At 67.9% G+C, this 21,112-nt stretch carries 18 protein-coding genes and 1 pseudogene; 13 read left to right on the top strand and 6 right to left on the bottom strand.

What is annotated here, in order from left to right:
- The first annotated feature begins 152 nt into the window (after positions 1-152).
- Together B7P44_RS06010 and B7P44_RS06015 are read left to right on the top strand one after the other, a co-directional pair.
- Positions 153-968, top strand: a complete 816-nt coding sequence (locus B7P44_RS06010) for a hypothetical protein (protein ID WP_084901753.1) — start codon at positions 153-155, stop codon at positions 966-968.
- A gap of 40 nt (positions 969-1,008) precedes the next feature.
- Entirely contained in the window at positions 1,009-1,488 is a 480-nt protein-coding gene (locus tag B7P44_RS06015; RefSeq protein ID WP_084901755.1) for a DUF2214 family protein, read from the top strand.
- A gap of 41 nt (positions 1,489-1,529) precedes the next feature.
- Here B7P44_RS06015 and gudD read toward each other — a convergent pair whose 3' ends face one another.
- Positions 1,530-2,882, bottom strand: a complete 1,353-nt coding sequence (gene gudD, locus B7P44_RS06020; protein ID WP_084901758.1) for a glucarate dehydratase — start codon at positions 2,880-2,882, stop codon at positions 1,530-1,532.
- Between the two features lie 339 nt (positions 2,883-3,221).
- On the opposite strand from gudD, the gene B7P44_RS06030 reads away from it, so the two are divergent.
- Positions 3,222-3,983 (top strand): FadR/GntR family transcriptional regulator, encoded by a 762-nt coding sequence (locus B7P44_RS06030; protein WP_084901764.1) that lies wholly within the window; start codon positions 3,222-3,224, stop codon positions 3,981-3,983.
- 154 nt (positions 3,984-4,137) lie between these two features.
- On the opposite strand, the gene B7P44_RS06035 is transcribed toward B7P44_RS06030, so the two are convergent.
- The 3 genes from B7P44_RS06035 to pdxY form a co-directional block, all read right to left on the bottom strand.
- Positions 4,138-5,286 carry a branched-chain amino acid ABC transporter substrate-binding protein gene (locus B7P44_RS06035; RefSeq protein ID WP_084901767.1) on the bottom strand — a complete coding sequence of 383 codons (1,149 nt, stop codon included), beginning with the start codon at positions 5,284-5,286 and terminating at the stop codon, positions 4,138-4,140.
- Positions 5,287-5,602: 316 nt separating this feature from the next.
- Positions 5,603-7,762, bottom strand: coding sequence for a phosphocholine-specific phospholipase C (locus B7P44_RS06040; RefSeq protein ID WP_084901769.1), 2,160 nt, complete (start codon positions 7,760-7,762; stop codon positions 5,603-5,605).
- 285 nt (positions 7,763-8,047) lie between these two features.
- Positions 8,048-8,908, bottom strand: a complete 861-nt coding sequence (gene pdxY, locus B7P44_RS06045) for a pyridoxal kinase PdxY (protein WP_084901770.1) — start codon at positions 8,906-8,908, stop codon at positions 8,048-8,050.
- 175 nt (positions 8,909-9,083) lie between these two features.
- Between pdxY and B7P44_RS06050 the strand changes: the two genes are divergently transcribed.
- Entirely contained in the window at positions 9,084-10,145 is a 1,062-nt protein-coding gene (locus tag B7P44_RS06050; RefSeq protein ID WP_084901774.1) for an alpha/beta fold hydrolase, read from the top strand.
- Positions 10,146-10,182: 37 nt separating this feature from the next.
- On the opposite strand, the gene B7P44_RS06055 is transcribed toward B7P44_RS06050, so the two are convergent.
- On the bottom strand, positions 10,183-11,181 hold the full coding sequence (locus B7P44_RS06055) for an LLM class flavin-dependent oxidoreductase (protein WP_084901777.1): 999 nt from the start codon (positions 11,179-11,181) through the stop codon (positions 10,183-10,185).
- Positions 11,182-11,807: 626 nt separating this feature from the next.
- On the opposite strand from B7P44_RS06055, the gene hpnI reads away from it, so the two are divergent.
- From hpnI to B7P44_RS06100, 9 genes are all read left to right on the top strand, one after another.
- Positions 11,808-12,983 (top strand): bacteriohopanetetrol glucosamine biosynthesis glycosyltransferase HpnI, encoded by a 1,176-nt coding sequence (hpnI, locus tag B7P44_RS06060; RefSeq protein WP_084906453.1) that lies wholly within the window; start codon positions 11,808-11,810, stop codon positions 12,981-12,983.
- 97 nt (positions 12,984-13,080) lie between these two features.
- Complete coding sequence (gene hpnJ / locus B7P44_RS06065) at positions 13,081-14,523, top strand: hopanoid biosynthesis associated radical SAM protein HpnJ (protein ID WP_306426965.1); 1,443 nt, start codon at positions 13,081-13,083, stop codon at positions 14,521-14,523.
- Positions 14,524-14,526: 3 nt separating this feature from the next.
- Positions 14,527-15,411, top strand: a complete 885-nt coding sequence (gene hpnK / locus B7P44_RS06070; protein WP_084901780.1) for a hopanoid biosynthesis-associated protein HpnK — start codon at positions 14,527-14,529, stop codon at positions 15,409-15,411.
- Positions 15,408-16,442 (top strand): HpnL family protein, encoded by a 1,035-nt coding sequence (locus B7P44_RS06075; RefSeq protein WP_084901782.1) that lies wholly within the window; start codon positions 15,408-15,410, stop codon positions 16,440-16,442. The genes hpnK and B7P44_RS06075 overlap by 4 nt, the downstream gene beginning before the upstream one ends.
- 86 nt (positions 16,443-16,528) lie before the next feature.
- Positions 16,529-17,086, top strand: coding sequence for a hypothetical protein (locus tag B7P44_RS06080; RefSeq protein WP_084901785.1), 558 nt, complete (start codon positions 16,529-16,531; stop codon positions 17,084-17,086).
- Between the two features lie 302 nt (positions 17,087-17,388).
- Positions 17,389-18,078 carry an ABC transporter permease gene (locus B7P44_RS06085; protein ID WP_084901787.1) on the top strand — a complete coding sequence of 230 codons (690 nt, stop codon included), beginning with the start codon at positions 17,389-17,391 and terminating at the stop codon, positions 18,076-18,078.
- Positions 18,075-18,788: an ABC transporter permease gene (locus B7P44_RS06090; protein WP_059564785.1), complete on the top strand. Its 714-nt coding sequence runs from the start codon at positions 18,075-18,077 to the stop codon at positions 18,786-18,788. The genes B7P44_RS06085 and B7P44_RS06090 overlap by 4 nt, the downstream gene beginning before the upstream one ends.
- Positions 18,789-18,809: 21 nt before the next feature.
- Entirely contained in the window at positions 18,810-19,604 is a 795-nt protein-coding gene (locus B7P44_RS06095; RefSeq protein ID WP_084901790.1) for an ABC transporter ATP-binding protein, read from the top strand.
- A gap of 22 nt (positions 19,605-19,626) precedes the next feature.
- Entirely contained in the window at positions 19,627-20,670 is a 1,044-nt protein-coding gene (locus tag B7P44_RS06100) for a GlxA family transcriptional regulator (protein WP_084901792.1), read from the top strand.
- Positions 20,671-21,015: 345 nt separating this feature from the next.
- On the opposite strand, the pseudogene B7P44_RS37905 reads toward B7P44_RS06100, so the two are convergent.
- A pseudogene (locus B7P44_RS37905) lies at positions 21,016-21,091 on the bottom strand (ion transporter); the annotation flags it as partial.
- Positions 21,092-21,112: the final 21 nt, after the last annotated feature.

Here is a 21,112-nt window from a genome sequence, read left to right on the forward strand (position 1 = left end):
GGCCGATTTGTTGTATTCTCGCCGCGCCCGGCGGCCGCGACGGGCCGGAACGCGTCCGCGCACGCGTGCTGTTCGTCTGTCCAGCCGGTAATGTCCCTATAATGGCCGTGCCGTAAAATCCGGCCCCGCAGATCATCGAGAGGAGAGCAGTCTTGGCGAGAACGAAACCCACGCGCGCAGCCCCGGCCCCCGGCGCCGGCGTGATCTTCGCGTTGCGCGCGATCGGTCTCGTGCTGCTCGCGCGGTGGCTGTTCTCGATGTCGCAGATGGGCTACCGCGAGTCGTTGTCGGCGATGGCGTCGTCGCCGTGGGCGTTCGTCTACCTGGTGCTGATCTTCCTGCTGCTCGCATTGCCGGGCGCGGCGGCGCGCGCCGAGCGTCCGTTTCATCCGCTGCCGCAATGGCTGCGCCAGGCGCTTCGTTTCTTCGCGCTGATCGGTTTCCTGTTCGCCGTCTGGTCGATCGGCGCCTACGTGTGGGCGGCCGGCTGGCGCCGGGCGATGCATGCGGTGACCGCGACCAACGGCTGGCTCGTCGCCGCGCCGGCGCTGTACGCGGCCATCGTCTGGATCTGCCGGCCCCGGCCGCTGTGGCGCACCAACGTCGCCGCGCGGCGGTTCGCGGTCGGCCGCTACGCGATCTCCCTCGATACGCTCACGCGCACCGTGATTGTCTGGATGGAAAGCCGCAAGGTCGGGCAATACGACGCGCGCGAGCTGTCGGTGCGCTGGCCCGGCCGCCGCGCCGGCGCGGCGGGCCCGGTTCAGGGCGACCCGCCGCAGGATTGCCCGCCGCCCGTCACGCTGCCCCGCGGCAACTGGTTCAAGCGGCCGAAGGTCGAGCTGCTGTGGGATTCGCCGGCGGCCGTCGGCCATAACCGGCAGATCGTGATGCGCGCGCCGCTCGCGACCGAGGGTGACCGCGTCGCGGTGCTCGCGCTCGACGCGGCGCTCAAGCAGATCGTCTGATACGTCCGGCGCAGCACGCGGACGACACCGGAGAGAACCGATGATCGTCCGCTGGTTGCTGGCCGCCATCCACTTAAGCGCGTTCGGGGCCACTTTCGCGGCGGTCGCCGCGCGCAATCGCGCGTTGCGCCGGGTCATCGCGTCGGCCCAGGCGGCCGACCTGCCGGGCCTGTTCAAGGCCGACGCGATATGGGGGCTGTCGGCGCTCGTGCTGATCGCGACCGGGCTCGCGCGCGCCTTCGGCGGCTTCGAGAAGGGCAGCGCGTATTACCTTCACGAGCCGCTCTTTCACGTCAAGATGGCTGCGCTCGTGCTGATCCTGCTGCTCGAACTCGTGCCGATGATCGGGCTGATCCGCTGGCGCGTCGCTGCGCGCCAGCGGCAGATGCCGGACCTGGGCCGAGCCCGCACGTATGTCCACATCGGCCATCTGCAGGCGGTGCTCGTGATCCTGATCGTGTTCGCCGCGTCCGGGGATGGCGAGGGGGATTGGGCCGGCCGGGTAGGTGCGGCCGCGTAGGCGCGGCCGGCCAGGTCTGGCGGGCAGCGCCCGCCCGCCGCTCAGCGCACCAGGCACGGACGCTTGTTGTCGAACGTCCAGCCTGGAATCAGGTACTGCATCGCCGCCGCATCGTCGCGCGCGCCGAGGCCGTGCTGCTTGTACAGCTCATGCGCAGCCGCGACCGCGTCCATGTCGATCTCGACCCCGAGCCCCGGCCGCTTCGGCACGTCCACCAACCCGTTCTCGATCTTCAGCGGTTCCCGCGTGAGCCGCTCGCCATCCTGCCAGATCCAGTGCGTGTCGATCGCCGTGACCTTGCCGGGCGCCGCGGCCGCGACGTGCGTGAACATCGCGAGCGACACGTCGAAGTGGTTGTTCGAGTGCGAACCCCACGTCAGATCCCAGTCGCGGCACATCTGCGCGACGCGCACCGAGCCCTGCATCGTCCAGAAATGCGGATCGGCGAGCGGGATGTCGACCGCGTGCAACTGCACCGCGTGGCCCATCTGCCGCCAGTCGGTCGCGATCATGTTGGTCGCCGTCGACAGCCCCGTCGCGCGGCGGAATTCCGCCATCACCTCGCGGCCCGAGTAGCCGTGTTCCGCACCGCACGGGTCTTCCGCATACGCCAGCACGTGATGGAGGTCGCGGCACAGCCGCACGGCCTCGTCGAGCGACCACGCGCCGTTCGGGTCGAGCGTCACGCGCGCGTCGGGGAAGCGCTCGGCCAGCGCGGTCACCGCCTCGATCTCGCGCGCGCCCTCGAACACGCCGCCTTTCAGCTTGAAGTCGTTGAAGCCGTAGCGCGCGTGCGCGGCCTCGGCGAGCCGCACGACGGCCTCCGGCGTCAGCGCGGGCTCGTTGCGCACGCGCGTCCAGTCGTCGGTCGCGCTGCTGCTGTCGCGGTAGGGCAGCGCGGTCTGCGTGCGGTCGCCGACGTAGAACAGGTAGCCGAGCATTTCGACCCGCTCGCGCTGCTGGCCTTCGCCGAGCAGCGCGGCGACGGGCACGCCGAGATGCTGGCCGAGCAGGTCGAGCAGCGCGGCTTCGAGCGCGGTGACCGCGTGGATCGTCGTGCGCAGGTCGAAGGTCTGCAGGCCGCGGCCGCCCGCGTCGCGGTCCGCGAAGCGGCGGCGCACGTCGTTGAGCACCGCGTGGTAATTGCCGACCGGCTGGCCGACGACGAGCGCGCGCGCGTCGTCGAGCGTGCGGCGGATGCTCTCGCCGCCCGGCACTTCGCCGACGCCGGTGCGCCCCGCGCTGTCCTTCAGGATCACCAGGTTGCGGGTAAAGAACGGACCGTGCGCGCCGCTCAGGTTGAGCAGCATGCTGTCGTGGCCGGCAACCGGGATCGCTTGCAGGTCGACGATGCGCGGCGTGTCGTGTCGGGGCGTGGAAGTGGCGGCGTTCATGGGCGGCGATGGCAAATGGGTGGGCGGCGCCGCGCCCCGCAAAAGCTTTGCCGGGCGCGGCAGGAGGTGCGATCATTCGACAACCGACGTGCGCGGAACGGCAACGGCCGCGGCAGCGACGCGATGAATCCACGATAGCCGTGCGAATCGTCCGATGCCAGCGTTGGATGGGATCAGAGTCGGCGCTGAAGCGCCAGCTCCGATCGCCACAGGAGACAAATCGAGCGATCATCAGTCGTCGGATGACTTGTGACGCAGTATAATGAATCGACGGCTTTCGCTCAAACCCCGCGTAAACCCTCGGCTTACCGATACGATATTCAAAAAGGAACCGGCCTCATGTCCGTGCCCACGCTCCCCGCAGCGCCGCGTCGTCGCGCGCGCAGCCTCGCACAAGATGTCGTCGACGCGCTGACCGCGCAGATCGAAAACGGCACGTTGCGTCCCGGCGACAAGCTGCCGACCGAAACCGAAGTGATGGCGACGCAGGGCGTGAGCCGCACGGTCGTGCGCGAGGCGATCTCACGGATGCAGGCGAGCGGCCTGGTCGAGACGCGCCACGGCATCGGCAGCTTCGTGCTCGAGCCGTCGCGCCGCCAGGCGCTCGGCATCGATCCCGCGACGATCACGACGCTGCGCGACGTGCTCGCGGTGCTCGAGCTGCGCATCAGCCTCGAGAGCGAGTGCGCGAGCCTTGCCGCGCAGCGCGCGAACGACGCGGACCTCGCGGCGCTGCGGCGCGCGCTCGACGCGATCGCGACGGGGGCGGGCGGCGGCCGCGACACCGCGCAACTCGACTACCAGTTCCACCTGCAGATCGCGCAATCGACCGGCAACCGCTATTTCGTCGACATCATGACGCAGCTCGGCACGTCGATCATTCCGCGCACGCGGGTGAATTCCGCGCGTTTCGCGGGCGACGATCTGGAGCGCTACGTGGGCCGGCTGAACCACGAGCACGAGGACATCTACGAGGCGATCGCGCGCCACGACCCGGAAGCGGCGCGTGCCGCAATGCGCACGCACCTGACCAACAGCCGGGAGCGGCTGCGCCGCGCGCACGAGGCGGCTGAAGCGGAGCGGGACGCGCACGCCGGGTAGGCCCGCCTTTCCGCCGACGCGCGCCGTCAGGGTTCGGCGCGTCGGTGGTTCCGTCAAATATCAGTCATCGTATGATTGCGTCGCGCATCCCATGGAATGACGACGCCCGCGCCGCCGACGCAAGGCCGGCGCGGGCGTTTTGCAATCAACCGCCTCAACCCCCCTTCGTCACGATCGTCTTCCAGGCGCCGCTCTTCACCTGGTAAAGCGTCGACATGCCGCTCTTCAGCGAGCCGTCGTTCGCGAACGAGATGCGGCCGGTGATGCCCTCGAAGTCGACCTTCTTGAGCGCCGGCCGATAGACCTTCGGATCGGTCGAGCCGGCCGCCTGCATCGCCTTGATCGCGGCCCAGGTCGCGTCGTAGCCGAACTGCGCATACGACAGCACGTCGACGCCGAAGCGCTTCCTGAAGCGCTGCTCGAAATCCTTCCCTTGCGGCAGCTCGTCGAGCGGCCGGCCGTATTCCCACGCCATCGCACCTTCCGCGGCGGGGCCGGCGATCTTGATGAACTCGTTGTCCTTCACGCCGCCGCCGCCGACGAACTGCGCGTTCAGCCCGAGCTGGCGCATCTGCTTGATGAAGTTGGCGGCGAGCGAATCGAGGCCGCCGAAGAAGATCAGGTCGGGGTTCTTGCCTTTCAGGCTGGTGATCTGCGCGCGGAAGTCGACCGCCTGGTTGCTCGTGAATTCGCGCGCGACGATCGCGCCGCCGGCCGCCTTCACCGCCTTCTCGAATTCGTCCGCTTCGCCCTGGCCGAACGCGGTGCGGTCGTCGACGATCGCGATGCGCTTCGCCTTCGTCACGTCGACCGCATAGCGGCCCGCATTGCCGGCGTTCTGGCCGTCGGTCGCGATCACCATGAACATGTTGGCGAGCCCGCGCGCGGTCAGCGTCGGGTTGGTCGCGGCCGGATCGATCACGGGGATGCCGGCCTTGTCGTAGACGACCGACGCCGGAATCGTCGTGCCCGAGTTGAAGTGGCCGACGACGACCGACACGTTCTGGTCGACGAGGCTTTGCGCGGCCTGCACGCCGATCCGCGGGTCGGCCTGGTCGTCCTGCACGACGAGATCGAAGCGCGCCGGCTTGCCGGCAATCTGGATCTTCTGCGCGACGGCGTCGTCGAGCGCGAGCTGGACGCCGTTCTGCAGATCCTTGCCGTAGCCGGCGTTGACGCCGGTGAGCGGGGCGGCGAAGCCGACCTTGATGTCGGCGTCGCCGGCCGCCTGCGCGGCCTGATGCGAGAGGACGGCAAGTGCCGCGGCGAGCGAGACGGACAGCAGCGATGGGCGGAATTTCATATTCATTCCTTGGGCGGCGAGACACGAAAACGCGCGCAACGGCGCGCGCGGGCGACGCTTCTGCGAGCGCGGCCGAAGGCCGGTCCGAGCGTCTGACGACGAGTTATAGGGGGCCAAATTGGACGAGTCTTGTCGATTTGGCGCACGAAACATGCGGATTTCCGCACAGCATCGGCGCGACAAGGGAAAGCGGCGATGAGGGAATTCCCGCGCCGGGCGGCGGCGGGGCGGGCGCGGCGGCAGATGCCGCGCCCGCAGCGGTGGGAAGCGGGCGCCGGCCGCATCGAACGGCCGGCGCAGCGCGATGGCGTTGGCGTTACTCGGACTCGGACTCGGACTCGGCCACGGCCGCGTCGTCCGCGGCGGATACGGATGCCGGCTCGGTGCGGATCAGCGGATCGCTCGTGCTCGGGCGGCCTGTCTCGACGTGGCCGGCGAAGCGGCGCACGAAGCCGAGCGGCTTGCCGTCGCTGACGGTCAGGTCGTACCAGCCGTGGCTGCCGCGCAGGTCCCAGTAGTCGTCGACGCGCGCGCCGGGCGCCAGGTCGAACACGCGCGGATGCGCGTGGCCGTAGGCGCTCGTCACCTTGAGGCGCACCGCCCGGTGGCCGCGGTTCATCAGGCGCAGCGTGATGTTGCCGTTCGCGACGTCGTAGCCGTAGATCACTTCGGGGTTGACGCTCGCCGGGCCGACCGCCGGCGCCGCCGGGGTGCGGAAGTGGCAGTAGAAGCCGTTCGGGCCGTACACGTCGAGGTCGTACAGGCCGAGCGACGGCGCGGGGCTCCACGTGTCGGAGATGCGCTTGCCGGCTTCCGCCGTGTAGGTCCACGGGCCGTCGACGCGATTGCGCGCCTGGACCTGGAACGCCGCGCCCGCGCGGCCGGTGTTCGCGAAGGTCAGCCGGAACTGGCCGCTCGCGTTGTCGATCCGGCCGTACGCAAACAGCTCGTACGGCAGCGCCCGCGCCGGCCGCAGGCCGGGCTCCTGCTTCGGCAGCTTCTGCGCGAGCGGCGGGACCGGGACGTAGTCGGGATGGCGGTTGCGGTCGGGCGGCGCGTAGCCGCTCGTGTCCGGCAGTTGCGGCCAGCTCGCGTCGGACGACCCGAAGTCGAACGCGGACGTCAGGTCGCCGCACACCGTGCGCCGCCACGGCGACACGTTGCCGGCCGTCACCGCGTACTGCGCGCCGAAGCGCGCCTCGATGAATTGCAGCAGCGACGTGTGATCGAACGTCTGCGAGCAGACCCAGCCGCCTTTCGTCCACGGCGACACGACGAGCATCGGCACGCGCGGGCCGAGGCCGTACGGGCCGGCCATGTGCGACGCGTCGCCGGGGAACACTTCGTTGGTGGTCGCGACCGTCGACAGCCCGTTGTCGCGCGACTGCGGCGCGAACGGCGGCGGCACGTGGTCGAAGAAGCCGTCGTTCTCGTCGTAGGTGATGAAGAGCGCGGTCTTGCTCCACACCTCCGGGTTCGACACGAGCGCCTTCAGCACCTGCTCGATGTACCACGCGCCGTAGTTCGCGGGCCAGTTCGGGTGCTCCGAATACGCTTCCGGCGCGCAGATCCACGACACCTGCGGCAGGGTGCCGTTCGTCACGTCCTGCTGCAGCACGTCGAACAGCGTGCCGCCCGCGCTGATGTTGGTGCCGGTGCGCGCCTTCTCGTAGAGCGGCGAGCCGGGCTGCGCGGTGCGGTACTGGTTGAAGTAGAGCAGCGCGTTGTCGCCGTAGTTGCCGATGTACGGGTTCTGCGTCCAGCCCCACGAGCCGTTCGCGTCGAGGCCCGTGCCGACGTCCTGATAGATCTTCCACGACACGCCGGCCTGCTCGAGCACTTCCGGATAGGTGCTCCAGCCGTAGCCCTTCTCCTCGTTGCCGAGCACCGGGCCGCCGCCGGCGCCGTCGTTGCCGACGTAGCCGGTCCACATGTAGTAGCGGTTCGGATCGGTCGAGCTCGGGATCGCGCAGTGGTACGCGTCGCAGATCGTGAACGCGTCGGCGAGCTGGTAGTGGAACGGGATGTCGTCGCGCTTCAGGTACGCCATCGTCGTCGTGCCCTTGTTCGGCACCCACTGGTCATAGCGGCCCTTGTTCCATGCGGCGTGCATGTCCTGCCAGCCGTGCGGCAGGTCCTGCAGGAACTGCATGCCGAGCTTGTCGGCGCGCGGATGGAACGGCAGCAGTTCCCCGAGGCCGACCGGCTGGTGGAACACCGACTTGCCGTTCGCGAGGCGCAGCGCGCGCGGGTCGCCGAAGCCGCGCACGCCGCGCAGCGTGCCGAAGTAATGGTCGAACGAGCGGTTCTCCTGCATCAGGATCACGACGTGTTCGATGTCGCGGATCGTGCCGGTGCGGCGGTTGGCGGGAATCGCGAGCGCGTCGCGGATCACGGGCGGGAAGAGGTTCAGCGCGGTGGCGCCGGCAGTGCCGGCGGCTACGCGCAGGAAGTCACGACGGGTCGATCGGGTCATGGTCGGTATCGTGCGGAAAAGGTGGGCGCCGAATGGCGGGGAGTGGTGCAATCGTGCTGCCCCGGCGCGCGAACAGAGGGGCGTGCCGGGCCGTGCCGCCGCGAGCATAGCGGCGAAACGGTGTCATTCATGTGAAGCGATGGAAACGTTTGCGCAGAGGGGCCGCGCAGCGCGGCGGGTTGGCGTGCGGACGCGCGCGGCGTCGCGGCCGGTGTATCGGCACGGGCCGCGACGCGGACCGGCGGCGCGCGATGCGCGTCGGGCGTCGTCACGCGGCGAGCGCCGTCAGACGTCCGTGACCCACGCGCCGAACCACTCGCTCGGGCTCGCGATCTCGTCCTGCGCGGCGATCAGCTCCAGCTCGTAGCGGCGCGCGTCGTAGGTCGCCTTGACGACCGCGTGCACGGCCGCGAGCGTATGCTCGAACGCCGCGCGCACCGAGTCGCCGCGCAGCCGCCGCGCGACGAAGATCGCGCTCGTCAGGTCGCCGACGCCGACCGGATGGCGCGGAAACGCATACAGCGGACGCTGGCCGATCCAGGCCTCGGTGGCGGTGACGGCCAGCATGTTGAAGCGGTCGGCCGGACTGTTGCGGTCGTGCAGGTGCTTGACGAGCACGATCTGCGGGCCGCGGCGGATCAGCGCGCGGCACGCGTCGACCGCTTCGGCGACGGTCTCGATGCGCCGGCCCGCCAGCTTCTGCAGTTCGGTGTGGTTCGGCGACATGCCGTCCGCGAGCGCGGGCATTTCGTGGACGATGAACTCCTCGACGCCCGGCTCCGGGCGAATGCCGCCCGTCTGGCCCATCGCCGGATCGCAGAAGTACCATGCGTTCGGATTCGTCGCCTTCACCGCGCGCACGATCTCGACCGTCGCGCGGGCCTGCGCGGGCGAGCCGAGGAACCCGGAGAGCACCGCGTCGCAGCGCTTGAGCGCGCCGATCGCGGCGATGCCGTCGACGAGCTGCTCCATCTTCGCGGCATCGATCGCGCTGCCCGCCCAGTGGCCGTACTGCATGTGGTTCGACAGCTGGACGGTGTTGAGCGACCAGACGTTGACGCCGAGGCGCTGCATGGGAAACACGGCCGCGCTGTTGCCGGCGTGGCCGTAGATCACGTGAGACTGAATGCTGAGGACGTTTTTCATGGGAATTCGCCTGCACGCGGGTCAGGTTCACATCACACGATACCCGAGTTCCCCCGGTGCGAGAAAGCCGCCCGGCAACGGAGTGTTGCGCGCCGTCGTCAACGCGACCCGCGTAGAATCGCGGAGCGCGGCGCCGTTCGGTGATCCGCGTGCGTCTCCACTCATCGTGTTCGCCATGGTTTCGATTTGCAAGATGTTGTCCGCCGCCCGCACCGCCATGCTCGGCGCGGGCCTCGCTGCCGCGTGCGCGGCGTCCGCCGCGGCGCCGGCCCCGGCGCCCGCCGGCAACGACGGGCCCGCGTACGGCGCGCGGCTCGAAGGCTTCACGTACCCGGAGCCCGTGCACCGCTATTCGTTCGTGTCGCAGCGCGAGACCGTCGAGATGATGTACATGGACGTGCAGCCTGCGCATCCGAACGGGCACACCGTCGTGCTGCTGCACGGGAAGAACTTCTGCGCGGCGACCTGGGAGGAGACGATCACGGTGCTGAGCCATGCGGGCTATCGCGTGATCGCGCCGGACCAGATCGGCTTCTGCAAGTCGTCGAAGCCCGAGCGCTACCAGTACAGCTTCCAGCAGCTCGCGCGCAACACGCATGCGCTGCTCGAATCGATCGGCGTGAAGTCGGCGACGCTCGTCGGCCACTCGACGGGCGGCATGCTCGCGATGCGCTACGCGCTGATGTACCCGAAGGCGACCGAGCAGCTCGTGCTCGTCAACCCGATCGGCCTGGAAGACTGGAAGGCGCTCGGCGTGCCGCCGCTGACGGTCGACTACTGGTATGCGCGCGAGCTGAAGACGACCGCCGAAGGCATCCGCCGTTACGAGCAGGCGACGTACTACGCGGGCAAGTGGTCGCCGTCCTACGAGCGCTGGGTGCAGATGCTCGCGGGGATGTACCGCGGACCGGGCCGCGACGCGGTCGCATGGAATTCCGCGCTGCTGTACGACATGATCCTCACGCAGCCGGTCGTCTACGAGATGGGCGCGATCCGCGTGCCGACCTTGCTGATGATCGGCGACAAGGACACCACCGCGATCGGCAAGGACGTCGCGCCGCCCGACGTCCACGCGAAGCTCGGGCACTACCCCGAACTCGCGAAGCGCGCGCAGGCGGCGATCCCCGGCGCGCAGCTCGTCGAGTTCGCGGCGCTCGGCCACGCGCCGCAGATCCAGGATCCGGACGCGTTCCACAAGGCGCTGCTCGACGGGCTCGCGCAGGCGCACCCGCAGTAACGGGGGCGCGCCGCGGCGCGACGGCTGACGTGCCGCGCTAGCGGGCGTCGCTCGCGAGTTCGTCGCGAATCTGCGCGGCGAGCTCGAACGAGCGCAGCCGCGCCGCGTGATCGTGGATCTGCGCGGTGATGATCAGCTCGTCCGCGCCGGTCTGCGCGATCCGCTCGCGCAGCCTGTCGCGCACGGTGTCGCGCGAGCCGACCGCGGCGAACGACAGCGAATGCGCGACGCTCGCCAGCTCCAGCTCGCTTGCATCGAGCACGTCGACGGGCGGCGGCAGCTTGCCCGGCGTGCCGCGCCGCAGGTTCAGGAATTGCTGCTGCAGCGACGTGAACAGGCGCCGCGCCTCGTCGTCGGTGTCCGCCGCGAACACGTTCACCCCGACCATCGCATACGGTTTCGGCCACGCGGCCGACGGCCGGTATTGCGCGCGATAGAGCTCGAGCGCGCGCGTCAGGTAGTCCGGCGCGAAGTGCGACGCGAACGCGAACGGCAGGCCGAGCATCGCGGCGAGCTGTGCGCTGAACAGGCTCGAGCCGAGCAGCCAGACCGGCACGTCGAGCCCCGCGCCGGGCACCGCGCGCACGCGCTGGCCGGCCGCCGGCTCGGCGAAGTAGCGCAGCAGCTCGGCCACGTCGTCGGGGAACGCATCGGCGCTGCCGAGCAGGTCGCGGCGCAGCGCGCGCGACGTGGTCTGGTCGGTGCCCGGCGCGCGGCCGAGGCCGAGATCGATCCGGCCCGGGTACAGCGACGCGAGGGTGCCGAACTGCTCGGCGATCACGAGCGGCGAATGGTTCGGCAGCATGATGCCGCCCGAGCCGACGCGGATCGTCCGCGTGCCGCCGGCGACGTGGCCGATCACGACGGCGGTCGCCGCGCTCGCGATGCCGGGCATGTTGTGGTGTTCCGCGAGCCAGTAGCGCTGATAACCCCAGCGCTCGGCGTGCTGCGCGAGGTCGAGGGTGTTGCGGAACGCCTGCGCGGCGTCGGCGCCGGTCGGAATGGGGGCGAGATCGAGTACGGAAAACGGAATCATCGGATGGGCCTTCGAACGTGAGGGCGCGCGGTGATGCGCGGACGCAACAGATGCGGAGGATTTTGCCAAAGGGCTCCGGATCGCGCTGACGACGCGCGGATACCCCTGCGGCCGTCAGGGGTGACCGGACCCCATGCCCGGATTGTTTCTGTAATCGATGTAATAATCGAAAAATTACGAAATCTTACGGAGATTGGGTGCAAATTTGTGTGAAGACACAAAAAACCACGAAAGGCCAAGATTTGGAGACTGCAATACGCCTGCAAACCGCTTACGCTAGGGTTAACGAGGTTTGCATCGGAAAAATGTCCGTTGTCCGGCTTTAACGGTTTCGCATCAGTCCGTTTCATGGTGTGTTCGAGCGTGGGGTGTCGCCGGCTGTTAAAATCCGGCGATTGTCCATTTCGCGCTCACGGTTGCCGTTCGCATTTTCTGCGTTTCGCCTGTGCGTTGCGCAGGAGCGCCTCGCAAGTGGGGCAGGGCTGCTTTCGAGCATTGCGTGCCCCTGATACAGACGCTGCCGGAACAAGGAGTCGGGTCGTGCCCGCGTTCGTCCCAATCGGATCATCCATCATCGCTCGCTCATTCGATCACCGCCGCGGCACGGCCGCCGCAGGGCGGTGCGCATGACGTCGTCAGCCGTATCGCTCATCGAGTGGCTGCTGGTCGCGTTCACGCTGGCGGCGGCCGGGTATGCGCTCGTCGCGGCGTTCGCGCCGCGTCCGCGCACGCCGCGCACGGCCGCGCGCGACGGCTTCGAGCCCGTCAGCGTGCTCAAGCCGCTGTGCGGCGCGGAGCCGCACCTGTACGAGAACCTCGCGACGTTCTGCGAGCAGCGCCATCCGCGCTACGAGGTGCTGTTCGGCGTCGCGTCGGCGGCGGACCCGGCGGTGGCGGTCGTCGAGCGGCTGCGCGCGGACTACCCGGATTGCGACGTCACGCTCGTGATCGACGCGCGCGTGTACGGCAAGAACCTGAAGGTCAGCAACCTGATCAATCTTGCCGAGCGCGCGAAGTACGGGCGGATCGTGATCGCCGACAGCGACATCGCGGTGAAGCCGGATTATCTCGAGCGCGTGACGGCGCCGCTCGCCGATGCGTCGGTCGGCGTCGTCACTTGCCTGTATCATGCGCGCAGTGTCGGCGGGTTCTGGACGCGCATCGGCGCGCAGTTCGTCGACGCGTGGTTCGCGCCGTCGGTGCGGATCACGCACCTCGGCCGCTCGAGCCGCTTCGGCTTCGGCGCGACGCTCGCGCTGACGCGCGACACGCTCGACAAGATCGGCGGCTTCAAGGCGCTGAAGGACGAGCTGGCCGACGATTTCTGGCTCGCCGAACTGCCGCGCCGCCTCGGCCGGCGCACGGTGCTGTCGGAAGTCGAGGTCGCGACCGACGTGATCGAAGCGTCGTTCGGGCCGCTCTGGCACCGCGAGACGCGCTGGCTGCGCACGATCCGGTCGCTGAACCCGGCCGGCTTCGCGTTCCTGTTCATCACATTCACCGCGCCGTGGCTCGCGATCGGCGCGGGGCTTGCGCTGCGTCTCGACGGCACGTTCGCCGGCACGCTGGCGGCCGCGGCGACGGCGGCAGGCGCGTTCGGGCGGCTCGTGCTGCACGCGCGCGGCGAGGACGGCTGGCGCGCGTTCTGGCGCGATTTGCCGCTGATCGCGGTGCGCGACACGCTGCTTGCGCTCGAGTGGCTCGTCGCGGCGTTCGGCACGCAGGTCGTGTGGCGCGGCGCCAGGATGACGGTCGTCGGCGGCGAGCGCGCGACGGCCGTAGAGGGCGGCGACGGCCGCTGAACGGCACGGCGCAGGCCGACCAACCATGACGAGCGGCGGGCGCCCATGTGGGCGGCCCGCGGTTTTTTTTACTAGATTCTTGAAACGAACTCGAACTATGCAGGCTACCGGAGCATTCATGAAAACGCTGTTCTTGCAGGCCCCGTCGTACGACGGCTTCGACGGCGGTGCCGGCTCCCGCTACCAGGCGAAGCGCGAAATCCGTTCCTTCTGGTATCCGACGTGGCTCGCCCAGCCGGCCGCGCTCGTGCCGGGCAGCCGCGTGGTCGATGCGCCGGCCGACGGCCTGTCGGTCGAGGAAACGCTGAAGATCGCGAATGACTACGACCTCGTGATCATCCATACGAGCACGCCGTCGTTCCCGACCGACGCGATGTTCGCGCAGGATCTCAAGAAGATGAAGCCGTCGATGCTGGTCGGCATGGTGGGCGCGAAGGTGATGGTCGATCCGCACAACTCGCTCACGGCGAGCGAGGCCATCGACTTCGTGTGCCGCGAGGAATTCGACTACACCTGCAAGGAAATCGCCGAAGGCAAGCCGTTCCCCGAGATCAAGGGCTTGAGCTGGCGCGCGAAGGACGGCTCGATCGAGCACAACGAAGCGCGTCCGATCCTCGAGAACATGGACGAACTGCCGTTCGTCGCGCCCGTTTACAAGCGCGACCTGAAGATCGACAACTACTTCATTGGCTACCTGAACTACCCGTACGTGTCGATCTACACGGGCCGCGGCTGCAAGTCGCGCTGCACGTTCTGCCTGTGGCCGCAGACGGTCAGCGGCCATCGCTACCGCACGCGCTCGGTCGAGAACGTGCTTGCGGAAGCGAAGTGGATCCGCGACAACATGCCGGAAGTGAAGGAGCTGATGTTCGACGACGACACCTTCACCGACGACCTGCCGCGCGCCGAAGCCATCGCCATCGGTCTGGGCAAGCTCGGCATGACGTGGTCGTGCAATGCGAAGGCGAACGTGCCGTACAAGACGCTCAAGGTCATGAAGGAAAACGGCCTGCGCCTGCTGCTGGTCGGCTTCGAATCCGGCGACGACCAGATCCTCGTGAACATCAAGAAGGGCGTGCGTACCGATTTCGCGCGCCGCTTCAGCGCGGACTGCAAGAAGCTCGGCATCAAGATCCACGGCACCTTCATTCTCGGCCTGCCGGGCGAGACGCAGGAGACCATCAAGAAGACGATCGAGTACGCGAAGGAAATCAATCCGCACACGATCCAGGTCTCGCTCGCCGCGCCGTATCCGGGCACGACGCTCTACAAGCAGGCCGTGGAAAACGGCTGGATGGAAGAGAACAAGACCATCAACCTGGTGAGCAAGGAAGGCGTGCAGCTCGCGGCGATCGGCTACGCGCATCTGTCGCGCGACGAGATCTACCACCACCTCGAGCAGTTCTATCGCCAGTTCTACTTCCGTCCGTCGAAGATCTGGGAGATCGTGCGCGAGATGCTGACGAGCTGGGACATGATGAAGCGCCGTCTGCGCGAGGGCGTCGAATTCTTCCGTTTCCTGCGCGCGCACGAGGCCTGATTCGTGACGACCCAGCGGGCGGCGCGGGCGCTCATCTTCACCGCGGACGACTTCGGGCTGCATCCGCGCGTCAACGCGGCGGTTGAGCGCGCGCATCGCGACGGCGTGCTGAACGCCGCGAGCCTGATGGTCGCCGCGCCGGCCGCGGCCGATGCGATCGAGCGCGCACGGCGGCTGCCGTCGCTCGCGGTCGGCCTGCATCTCGTCCTCGCGGACGGCCCGGCCACGCTGCCCGCGCATGAGATTCCCGCGCTCGTCGGCCCCGACGGGCGGTTCGGCGACGCGATGGCGAAGGACGGCTGCCGTTTCTTCTTCCTGCCGCACGTCCGTGCGCAGCTGCGCCGCGAGATTCGCGCGCAGTTCGACGCGTTCGCGGCGAGCGGCCTGCCGCTCGACCACGTGAACGCGCACAAGCATTTCCATCTGCATCCGACGATCCTGTCGATGATCATCGAGATCGGCCGCGACTACGGGCTGCGCGCGGTCCGGCTGCCGTACGAGACGACCGCGCCCGCGTGGCTGAAGCCGTGGATCGGGCTCGTGCGCGCGCGGCTCGACCGCGCGGGGCTCGCGCACAACGACTACGTGGTCGGCATCGAGCACACGGGCGGCATGGACGAAGCGGTGCTGCTCGACGCGCTCGCGAGCCTGCCGCCGGGCGTCGGCGAGATTTATTGCCATCCGGCCGAGGCGGGCGACGGCCCGATCACGCCGACGATGGCCGACTACCGTCCTGTCGACGAACTGGACGCGCTGCTGTCGCCGCGCGTCGCCGCCGCGCTGAAGGCGGCGGGTGTCGCGACGGGCTGCTTCGCCGACGTGTTCGGCCAGACTTCGCCGTCGCGCGCGCCGCGCGCGGCGCGTCAACCGGGAGCGCAGCCGTCGTGAGCAAGTGGATCAAATGGCTCGGCTGGCCGATCGGCATCGCGATCCTGCTCGCGCTGGTGCTCCATGACGGCGTCGGCGACGTCACGCAGATGATCGGGCGCGCGGGCTTCGCGCTGCTGTGGCTCGTGCCGTTCCACGCGCTGCCGCTGCTGCTCGACGCGTACGCGTGGCACCTGCTGCTCGACAAGCGCAGCTCGCTGCCGTTCCTGTGGTGGGTCGCGACCGTCCGCGAGGCCGTGAACCGGCTGCTGCCGGTGGTCGGCATCGGCGGCGAGATCGTCGGCATCCGTCTCGTGCGCTGGCGGAACCCGGACGCGAGCCGCGTGACCGCGTCGGTGATCGTCGAGGTGCTCGTGACGATCGTCGTCCAGTACGCGTTCGCCGCGCTCGGCCTCGTGCTGCTGCTCGCGACGACGCGCGACGTCAATGCCGGGACGATCGGCCTCGCGCTGCTGCTGTCGCTGCCGTTGCCGGTGCTCGGCGTCGTGTTGATGCGGCGCGGCGGGATCTTCCACGCGATCGAGCGCTTCGCGGGCCGCCTGCTCGGCGATTCGCACCGGCTGCTGCAGGGCGTCGACGGCCGGCGCCTCGACGCGGACATCGACGCGCTGATGTCGCGCACGGGCCTGCTGTTCAGCGCATTCTTCTGGCAATTGGCCGGCTATGCGGTCGGCGCACTCGAGGTCTACTGGGCGCTCGAGCTGCTCGGCCATCCGGTGTCGATCGGCGGCGCGCTCGCGATCGAGGCGATGACCCAGGCGGCGCGCCACGCCGCGTTCATGGTGCCGGGCGGACTCGGCGTGCAGGAAGCGACCGTCGTGCTGCTCGCGCAGATGTTCGGCGTGGACCGCGATACGGCGCTGTCGCTCGCGCTCGTGAAACGCGCCCGCGAGGTCGTGTTCGGCTGTCTCGCTCTCGGCTCGTGGCAGCTCGCCGAGCTCGCCCATACGCGGCGCCGGATGACGGCGAGCGCGCCGCGCGCGCCGCAGCCGGCGAAGGCCGCCGAGCGGGAAACCGAACCGACGCACTGAACGAGACGGGCCGCGCGCCCGTCTCGCGCTTTTGGCGGCGCGCGGGTATGCTTGCCGCGTGTTTTCCACGACGCGCGTTTCCATCGATGACTTTCCGTTTCCGGCTGTTCCCCGTCGCCATGCTGGCCGCCACGCTGGCGCTGTCCGCGTGCGACGACAAGCAAAGCGAGTTCAACGTGCAACGCATCCGGGACTTCTTCAAGGCGATCAAGCCGGCTCAGCTGCTGCTGAAGGGCCTGAAGCCGGGCGAATCGACCGAGGCCGACATCCGCGGCACGATGGGCAAGCCGGAGATCGAGCGCGTGTTCACCGACGGCTCGAAGCGCTTCGAGTATCCGCGCGGCCCGATGGGCAACCAGACCTGGTTCGTCGACATCGACGCGAACGGGCGCTACATGGGCGCCACGCAGGTGCTCACCGCGGCCAACTTCGCGAAGGTGGCGCCCGGGATGAGCGAGGACGAGGTGCGGCGCCTGCTCGGCAAGCCGGGCGAGATCGCGCAGTATCCGCTCAAGCCCGAAACGGTGTGGAGCTGGCGCTGGCTCGAGGATGGCGTCAACCAGGACGCGTTCTTCAACGTGCATTTCGGCCCGGACGGGCGCGTGTACACGACGTCGCGCTCCGACATCCTGAAAGGGCGCTGACCGCGGCGCGCCATTCTCAACCGTTCCGTCATCAATCGTCCGCCTCCGTCGCTATATCGAAAAAGCGACCGGAAAATTGCAAAAAGTCCGCTTCCCGGCTTGTCGCCCGACTGTCAGGAAGCGGACTTTTTCGTTTCGAAACAGACGACTAGCACGCGATTGCGAATCCTGAAGTGGGTTGTTGCAATGCAGCAACCGTGCGGGCGGTGATTTGAGACAAACATTTTCGCTTGCGACTATCCGCCTCAGCCCGGCGCGGACAGGAAATTGTGCCGGCTTTCATTCACGTTCTGGAGACGCGCGTGTTTCTTTACGGTTTTGGTCCCGTCCTGTGGGCGGGCACCGTGCAGACGATCGAGCTGTCGGTGCTGTCGCTCGCCACCGCGGTGGTGCTCGGGCTGATCGGCGCGGTGGCGAAGCTGTCGCACAACCGGGTGTTGCGTTCGCTCGCGACCGGTTATACGACGCTGATCCGCTCGGTGCCCGATCTCGTCCTGATGCTGCTGCTGTTCTACAGCATCCAGATCTGGCTGAACCAGCTGACCGACCTGGCCGGCTGGGACCAGATCGACATCGATCCGTTCGTCGCCGGCGTGCTGACGCTCGGCTTCATCTACGGCGCGTATTTCACCGAGACGTTCCGCGGTGCGTTCCTGTCGGTGCCGCGCGGCCAGCTCGAGGCGGGCGCGGCCTACGGGATGAGCGGGATGCGGGTGTTCGTGCGGATCATGTTTCCGCAGATGATGCGCTTCGCGCTGCCGGGCATCGGCAACAACTGGCAGGTGCTCGTGAAGGCGACCGCGCTGGTGTCGATCATCGGCCTCGCCGACGTCGTGAAGGCGGCGCAGGACGCGGGCAAGAGCACGTTCAACATGTTCTTCTTCATCCTCGTCGCGGCGCTGATCTACCTCGCGATCACGACCGTTTCCAACCTCGTGCTGATGCAGCTCGAGAAGCGTTATTCCATGGGCGTGCGGCACGCAGAACTATGATCGAGATTCTCCAGGAATTCGGCCAGGCGTTCCTTTACTGGGACGGCCAGCGCCTGTCGGGCCTTGCGGTCACGCTGTGGCTGCTCGTCGCGTCGATTTCGCTCGGCTTCGTCTGCGCGGTGCCGCTGGCGGTCGCGCGGGTGTCGAAGAAGAAATGGGTGTCGATGCCGGTGCGCTTCTACACCTACGTGTTCCGCGGCACGCCGCTCTACGTGCAACTGCTGCTGCTTTATACGGGCATGTACAGCCTGGAGTTCGTGCGCTCGCACTCGCTGCTCGACGCGTTCTTCCGGAGCGGCTTCAACTGCGCGATTCTCGCGTTCGCGCTGAACACCTGCGCGTACACGACCGAGATCTTCGCGGGCGCGATCCGCGCGATTCCGCACGGCGAGGTCGAGGCGGCGCGCGCGTACGGGATGACGCCGTTCACGATGTACCGCCGCGTGATCCTGCCGTCGGCGCTGCGCCGTGCGCTGCCGCTGTACAGCAACGAGGTGATCCTGATGCTGCACGCGACGACGGTCGCGTTCACGGCGACGGTGCCGGACATCCTGAAGGTCGCACGCGACGCGAATTCCGCGACCTATATGGCGTTCCAGTCGTTCGGCATCGCCGCGCTGATCTATCTTGCGGTATCGTTCGCACTCGTCGCGGCGTTTCGCCGTGCGGAGCGCCACTGGCTCGCGTACCTCGCGGCCGGCCGTCATTGATTTCACTTCGAGGAGAGCCAGTTGGCCGAGAACACTCAAACGGGCGCTGCCTGCAAGCTTGCGGCGCTCGACATTCACAAGCGCTACGGTGACAACGAGGTGCTCAAGGGCGTCTCGCTGAATGCGAAGGCCGGCGACGTCATCAGCATCATCGGCGCGAGCGGCTCGGGCAAGAGCACGTTCCTGCGCTGCATCAATTTCCTCGAGCGGCCGAATGCGGGGCAGATCGTCGTCGACGGCGAGGCCGTGCGCACGAAGGCCGACAAGGCCGGCGCGCTCGAGGTCGCCGACCACAAGCAGCTGCAGCGGATCCGCACGAAGCTCGCGATGGTGTTCCAGCACTTCAATCTGTGGGCGCACATGAACGTGCTCGAGAACGTGATGGAAGCGCCGGTGCACGTGCTCGGCATCTCGAAGAAGGAAGCCGAGGAGCGCGCGCGCGAGTATCTGGAGAAGGTGGGCCTGGCGCCGCGGGTCGAGAAGCAGTATCCGTCGCACCTGTCGGGCGGGCAGCAGCAGCGCGTCGCGATCGCGAGGGCGCTGGCGATGCATCCGGACGTGATGCTGTTCGACGAGCCGACCTCCGCGCTCGACCCCGAACTCGTCGGTGAAGTGCTGAAGGTGATGCAGAAGCTGGCCGAGGAAGGCCGGACGATGATCGTCGTTACGCACGAGATGGGTTTTGCGCGCAACGTGTCGAACCACGTGATGTTCCTGCATCAGGGGCGGACCGAGGAAGAGGGGAACCCGTCGGAGGTGCTCGTGCGTCCGCAGAGCGAGCGTCTCAAGCAGTTCCTGTCCGGAAGCCTGAAGTAACGTTACGAAGCAGGTCGCATACGTGGTAACGGTGCTCCGTCCCGCAGGCGCCACCCGCACGACGCAGGTGGCGATCGTTGCATTGCCGCCCGTGTCGATGTCGGGCGTGGGTCCGATCGTCGACGCGCTGAATCTCGCGAACGAGATCGACGGGCGGTTGCTGTACCGCTGGCAGGTGTGTTCGTGGGACGGGCGGCCGGTGCCGCTCGCCGGCGGCGCGCAGTGGCATGCCGACGCGGCGTTCAACGACGCGATCGCGTGCGACTGGCTGATCGTCGTCAGCGAGCGGTTCCAGCAGTTCGCCGATTACCGGCTGTTTCTCGCGAGCCTCGCGCGGGTCGGGCAGCGCACGCCGCTCGTGACGGGCATCCATCATGGCGTGTGGTGGCTCGCGATGGCGGGGCAGTTGTCCGGCTACCGGGTGAGCGTGAACTGGGAGACGTACCAGCAGTTTGCCGAGCAGTTCGAGCGCTCGATCGTCACGCAGCAGATCTTCGAGATCGACCGGGACCGCGCGACGTGCGCGGGCGGGCAGGCGACGGTCGATTTCATGCTGGCGATGATCGGCCGTGAGCATGGGCCGGAACTGGCGGAAAGGATTGCCGATGCGCTCGGCGCGGGGACGTTGAGGAGTGGCGAGGAACGCCAGCGGATTCCGTTCGTCACTGCGCCCGGGGAGCGGCATCCTCGGTTGAACGATGCATTGCTGCTGATGGAAGCCAACATCGAAGATCCGTTGACGACGGATGAGATCGCCGGGCTGGTCGGCGTGTCGCGCCGACAATTGGAGCGGCTCTTTCGGCAGTATCTCGGGGCGATGCCCTCCAAGTATTACCTCAATCTCCGGTTGCTGAAGGCTCGCACGCAGCTGCAGCGGACCAGCAAGTCGGTTGTGCAAGTCAGTCTCGCATGCGGGTTTTCTTCTGCTGCGCATTTTTCCAACGCGTATCGCGAGCGGTTTGGCGTGACGCCGCGGGAGGATCGGCGCGCGTGGCTCGAGAAGCAGACGGGTGGCGGCGCCGAACCGCGGGCTGGGGCGCTCGTCGAGCGCGTGAGCAAGGACTGAGATTTTTTGTGTGGTCGGTCAGGGGTGATCGTGAAGCACCTGTGATCGTGTCGGTCTATTAGCGTCGCCCCTGCGCGGGGCGGCGGTTACTTTTCTTTGTCTTGCCAAAGAAAAGTAACCAAAAGAAAGGCGCTCAAACCACCCATGCTTTCAGTGCGATCGGTTGGTGGATTGTGCGGACCTTGCAGCCGAGCGCAGCGAGGATGGAACCGATGAGCGGTATACCACTCTGTTGGGTGGTGCGGCGGGTCAGATCGCTTGCTCGAACCACTCCGTTGTCGAGACTGGCGCGGACACTTTTGTGCGATCCACTCTGACGACCACGGCACGGGAAGTCTTGCGTTTTCACAGCGCCTTTCTTTTGGTTACTTTTCTTTGGCAAGACAAAGAAAAGTGACCCCTGCCCCGGGGAGGGGCGACGCTAATGGACCGATCCGAAAAC

It is taken from the genome of Burkholderia ubonensis subsp. mesacidophila (assembly GCF_002097715.1).
Lineage (GTDB): Bacteria > Pseudomonadota > Gammaproteobacteria > Burkholderiales > Burkholderiaceae > Burkholderia > Burkholderia mesacidophila.

What these genes read in the sequence shown, in the direction of transcription:
- B7P44_RS06050 (WP_084901774.1), top strand. Translation starts at nt 9,084, where the DNA reads ATGGTTTCGATTTGCAAGATGTTGTCCGCCGCCCGCACCGCCATGCTC.
- pdxY (WP_084901770.1), bottom strand. Translation starts at nt 8,908, where the DNA reads ATGAAAAACGTCCTCAGCATTCAGTCTCACGTGATCTACGGCCACGCC.
- gudD (WP_084901758.1), bottom strand. Translation starts at nt 2,882, where the DNA reads ATGAACGCCGCCACTTCCACGCCCCGACACGACACGCCGCGCATCGTC.
- B7P44_RS06040 (WP_084901769.1), bottom strand. Translation starts at nt 7,762, where the DNA reads ATGACCCGATCGACCCGTCGTGACTTCCTGCGCGTAGCCGCCGGCACT.
- B7P44_RS06080 (WP_084901785.1), top strand. Translation starts at nt 16,529, where the DNA reads ATGACTTTCCGTTTCCGGCTGTTCCCCGTCGCCATGCTGGCCGCCACG.
- B7P44_RS06055 (WP_084901777.1), bottom strand. Translation starts at nt 11,181, where the DNA reads ATGATTCCGTTTTCCGTACTCGATCTCGCCCCCATTCCGACCGGCGCC.
- hpnJ (WP_306426965.1), top strand. Translation starts at nt 13,081, where the DNA reads ATGCAGGCTACCGGAGCATTCATGAAAACGCTGTTCTTGCAGGCCCCG.
- B7P44_RS06035 (WP_084901767.1), bottom strand. Translation starts at nt 5,286, where the DNA reads ATGAAATTCCGCCCATCGCTGCTGTCCGTCTCGCTCGCCGCGGCACTT.
- hpnI (WP_084906453.1), top strand. Translation starts at nt 11,808, where the DNA reads ATGACGTCGTCAGCCGTATCGCTCATCGAGTGGCTGCTGGTCGCGTTC.
- B7P44_RS06090 (WP_059564785.1), top strand. Translation starts at nt 18,075, where the DNA reads ATGATCGAGATTCTCCAGGAATTCGGCCAGGCGTTCCTTTACTGGGAC.
- B7P44_RS06030 (WP_084901764.1), top strand. Translation starts at nt 3,222, where the DNA reads ATGTCCGTGCCCACGCTCCCCGCAGCGCCGCGTCGTCGCGCGCGCAGC.
- B7P44_RS06015 (WP_084901755.1), top strand. Translation starts at nt 1,009, where the DNA reads ATGATCGTCCGCTGGTTGCTGGCCGCCATCCACTTAAGCGCGTTCGGG.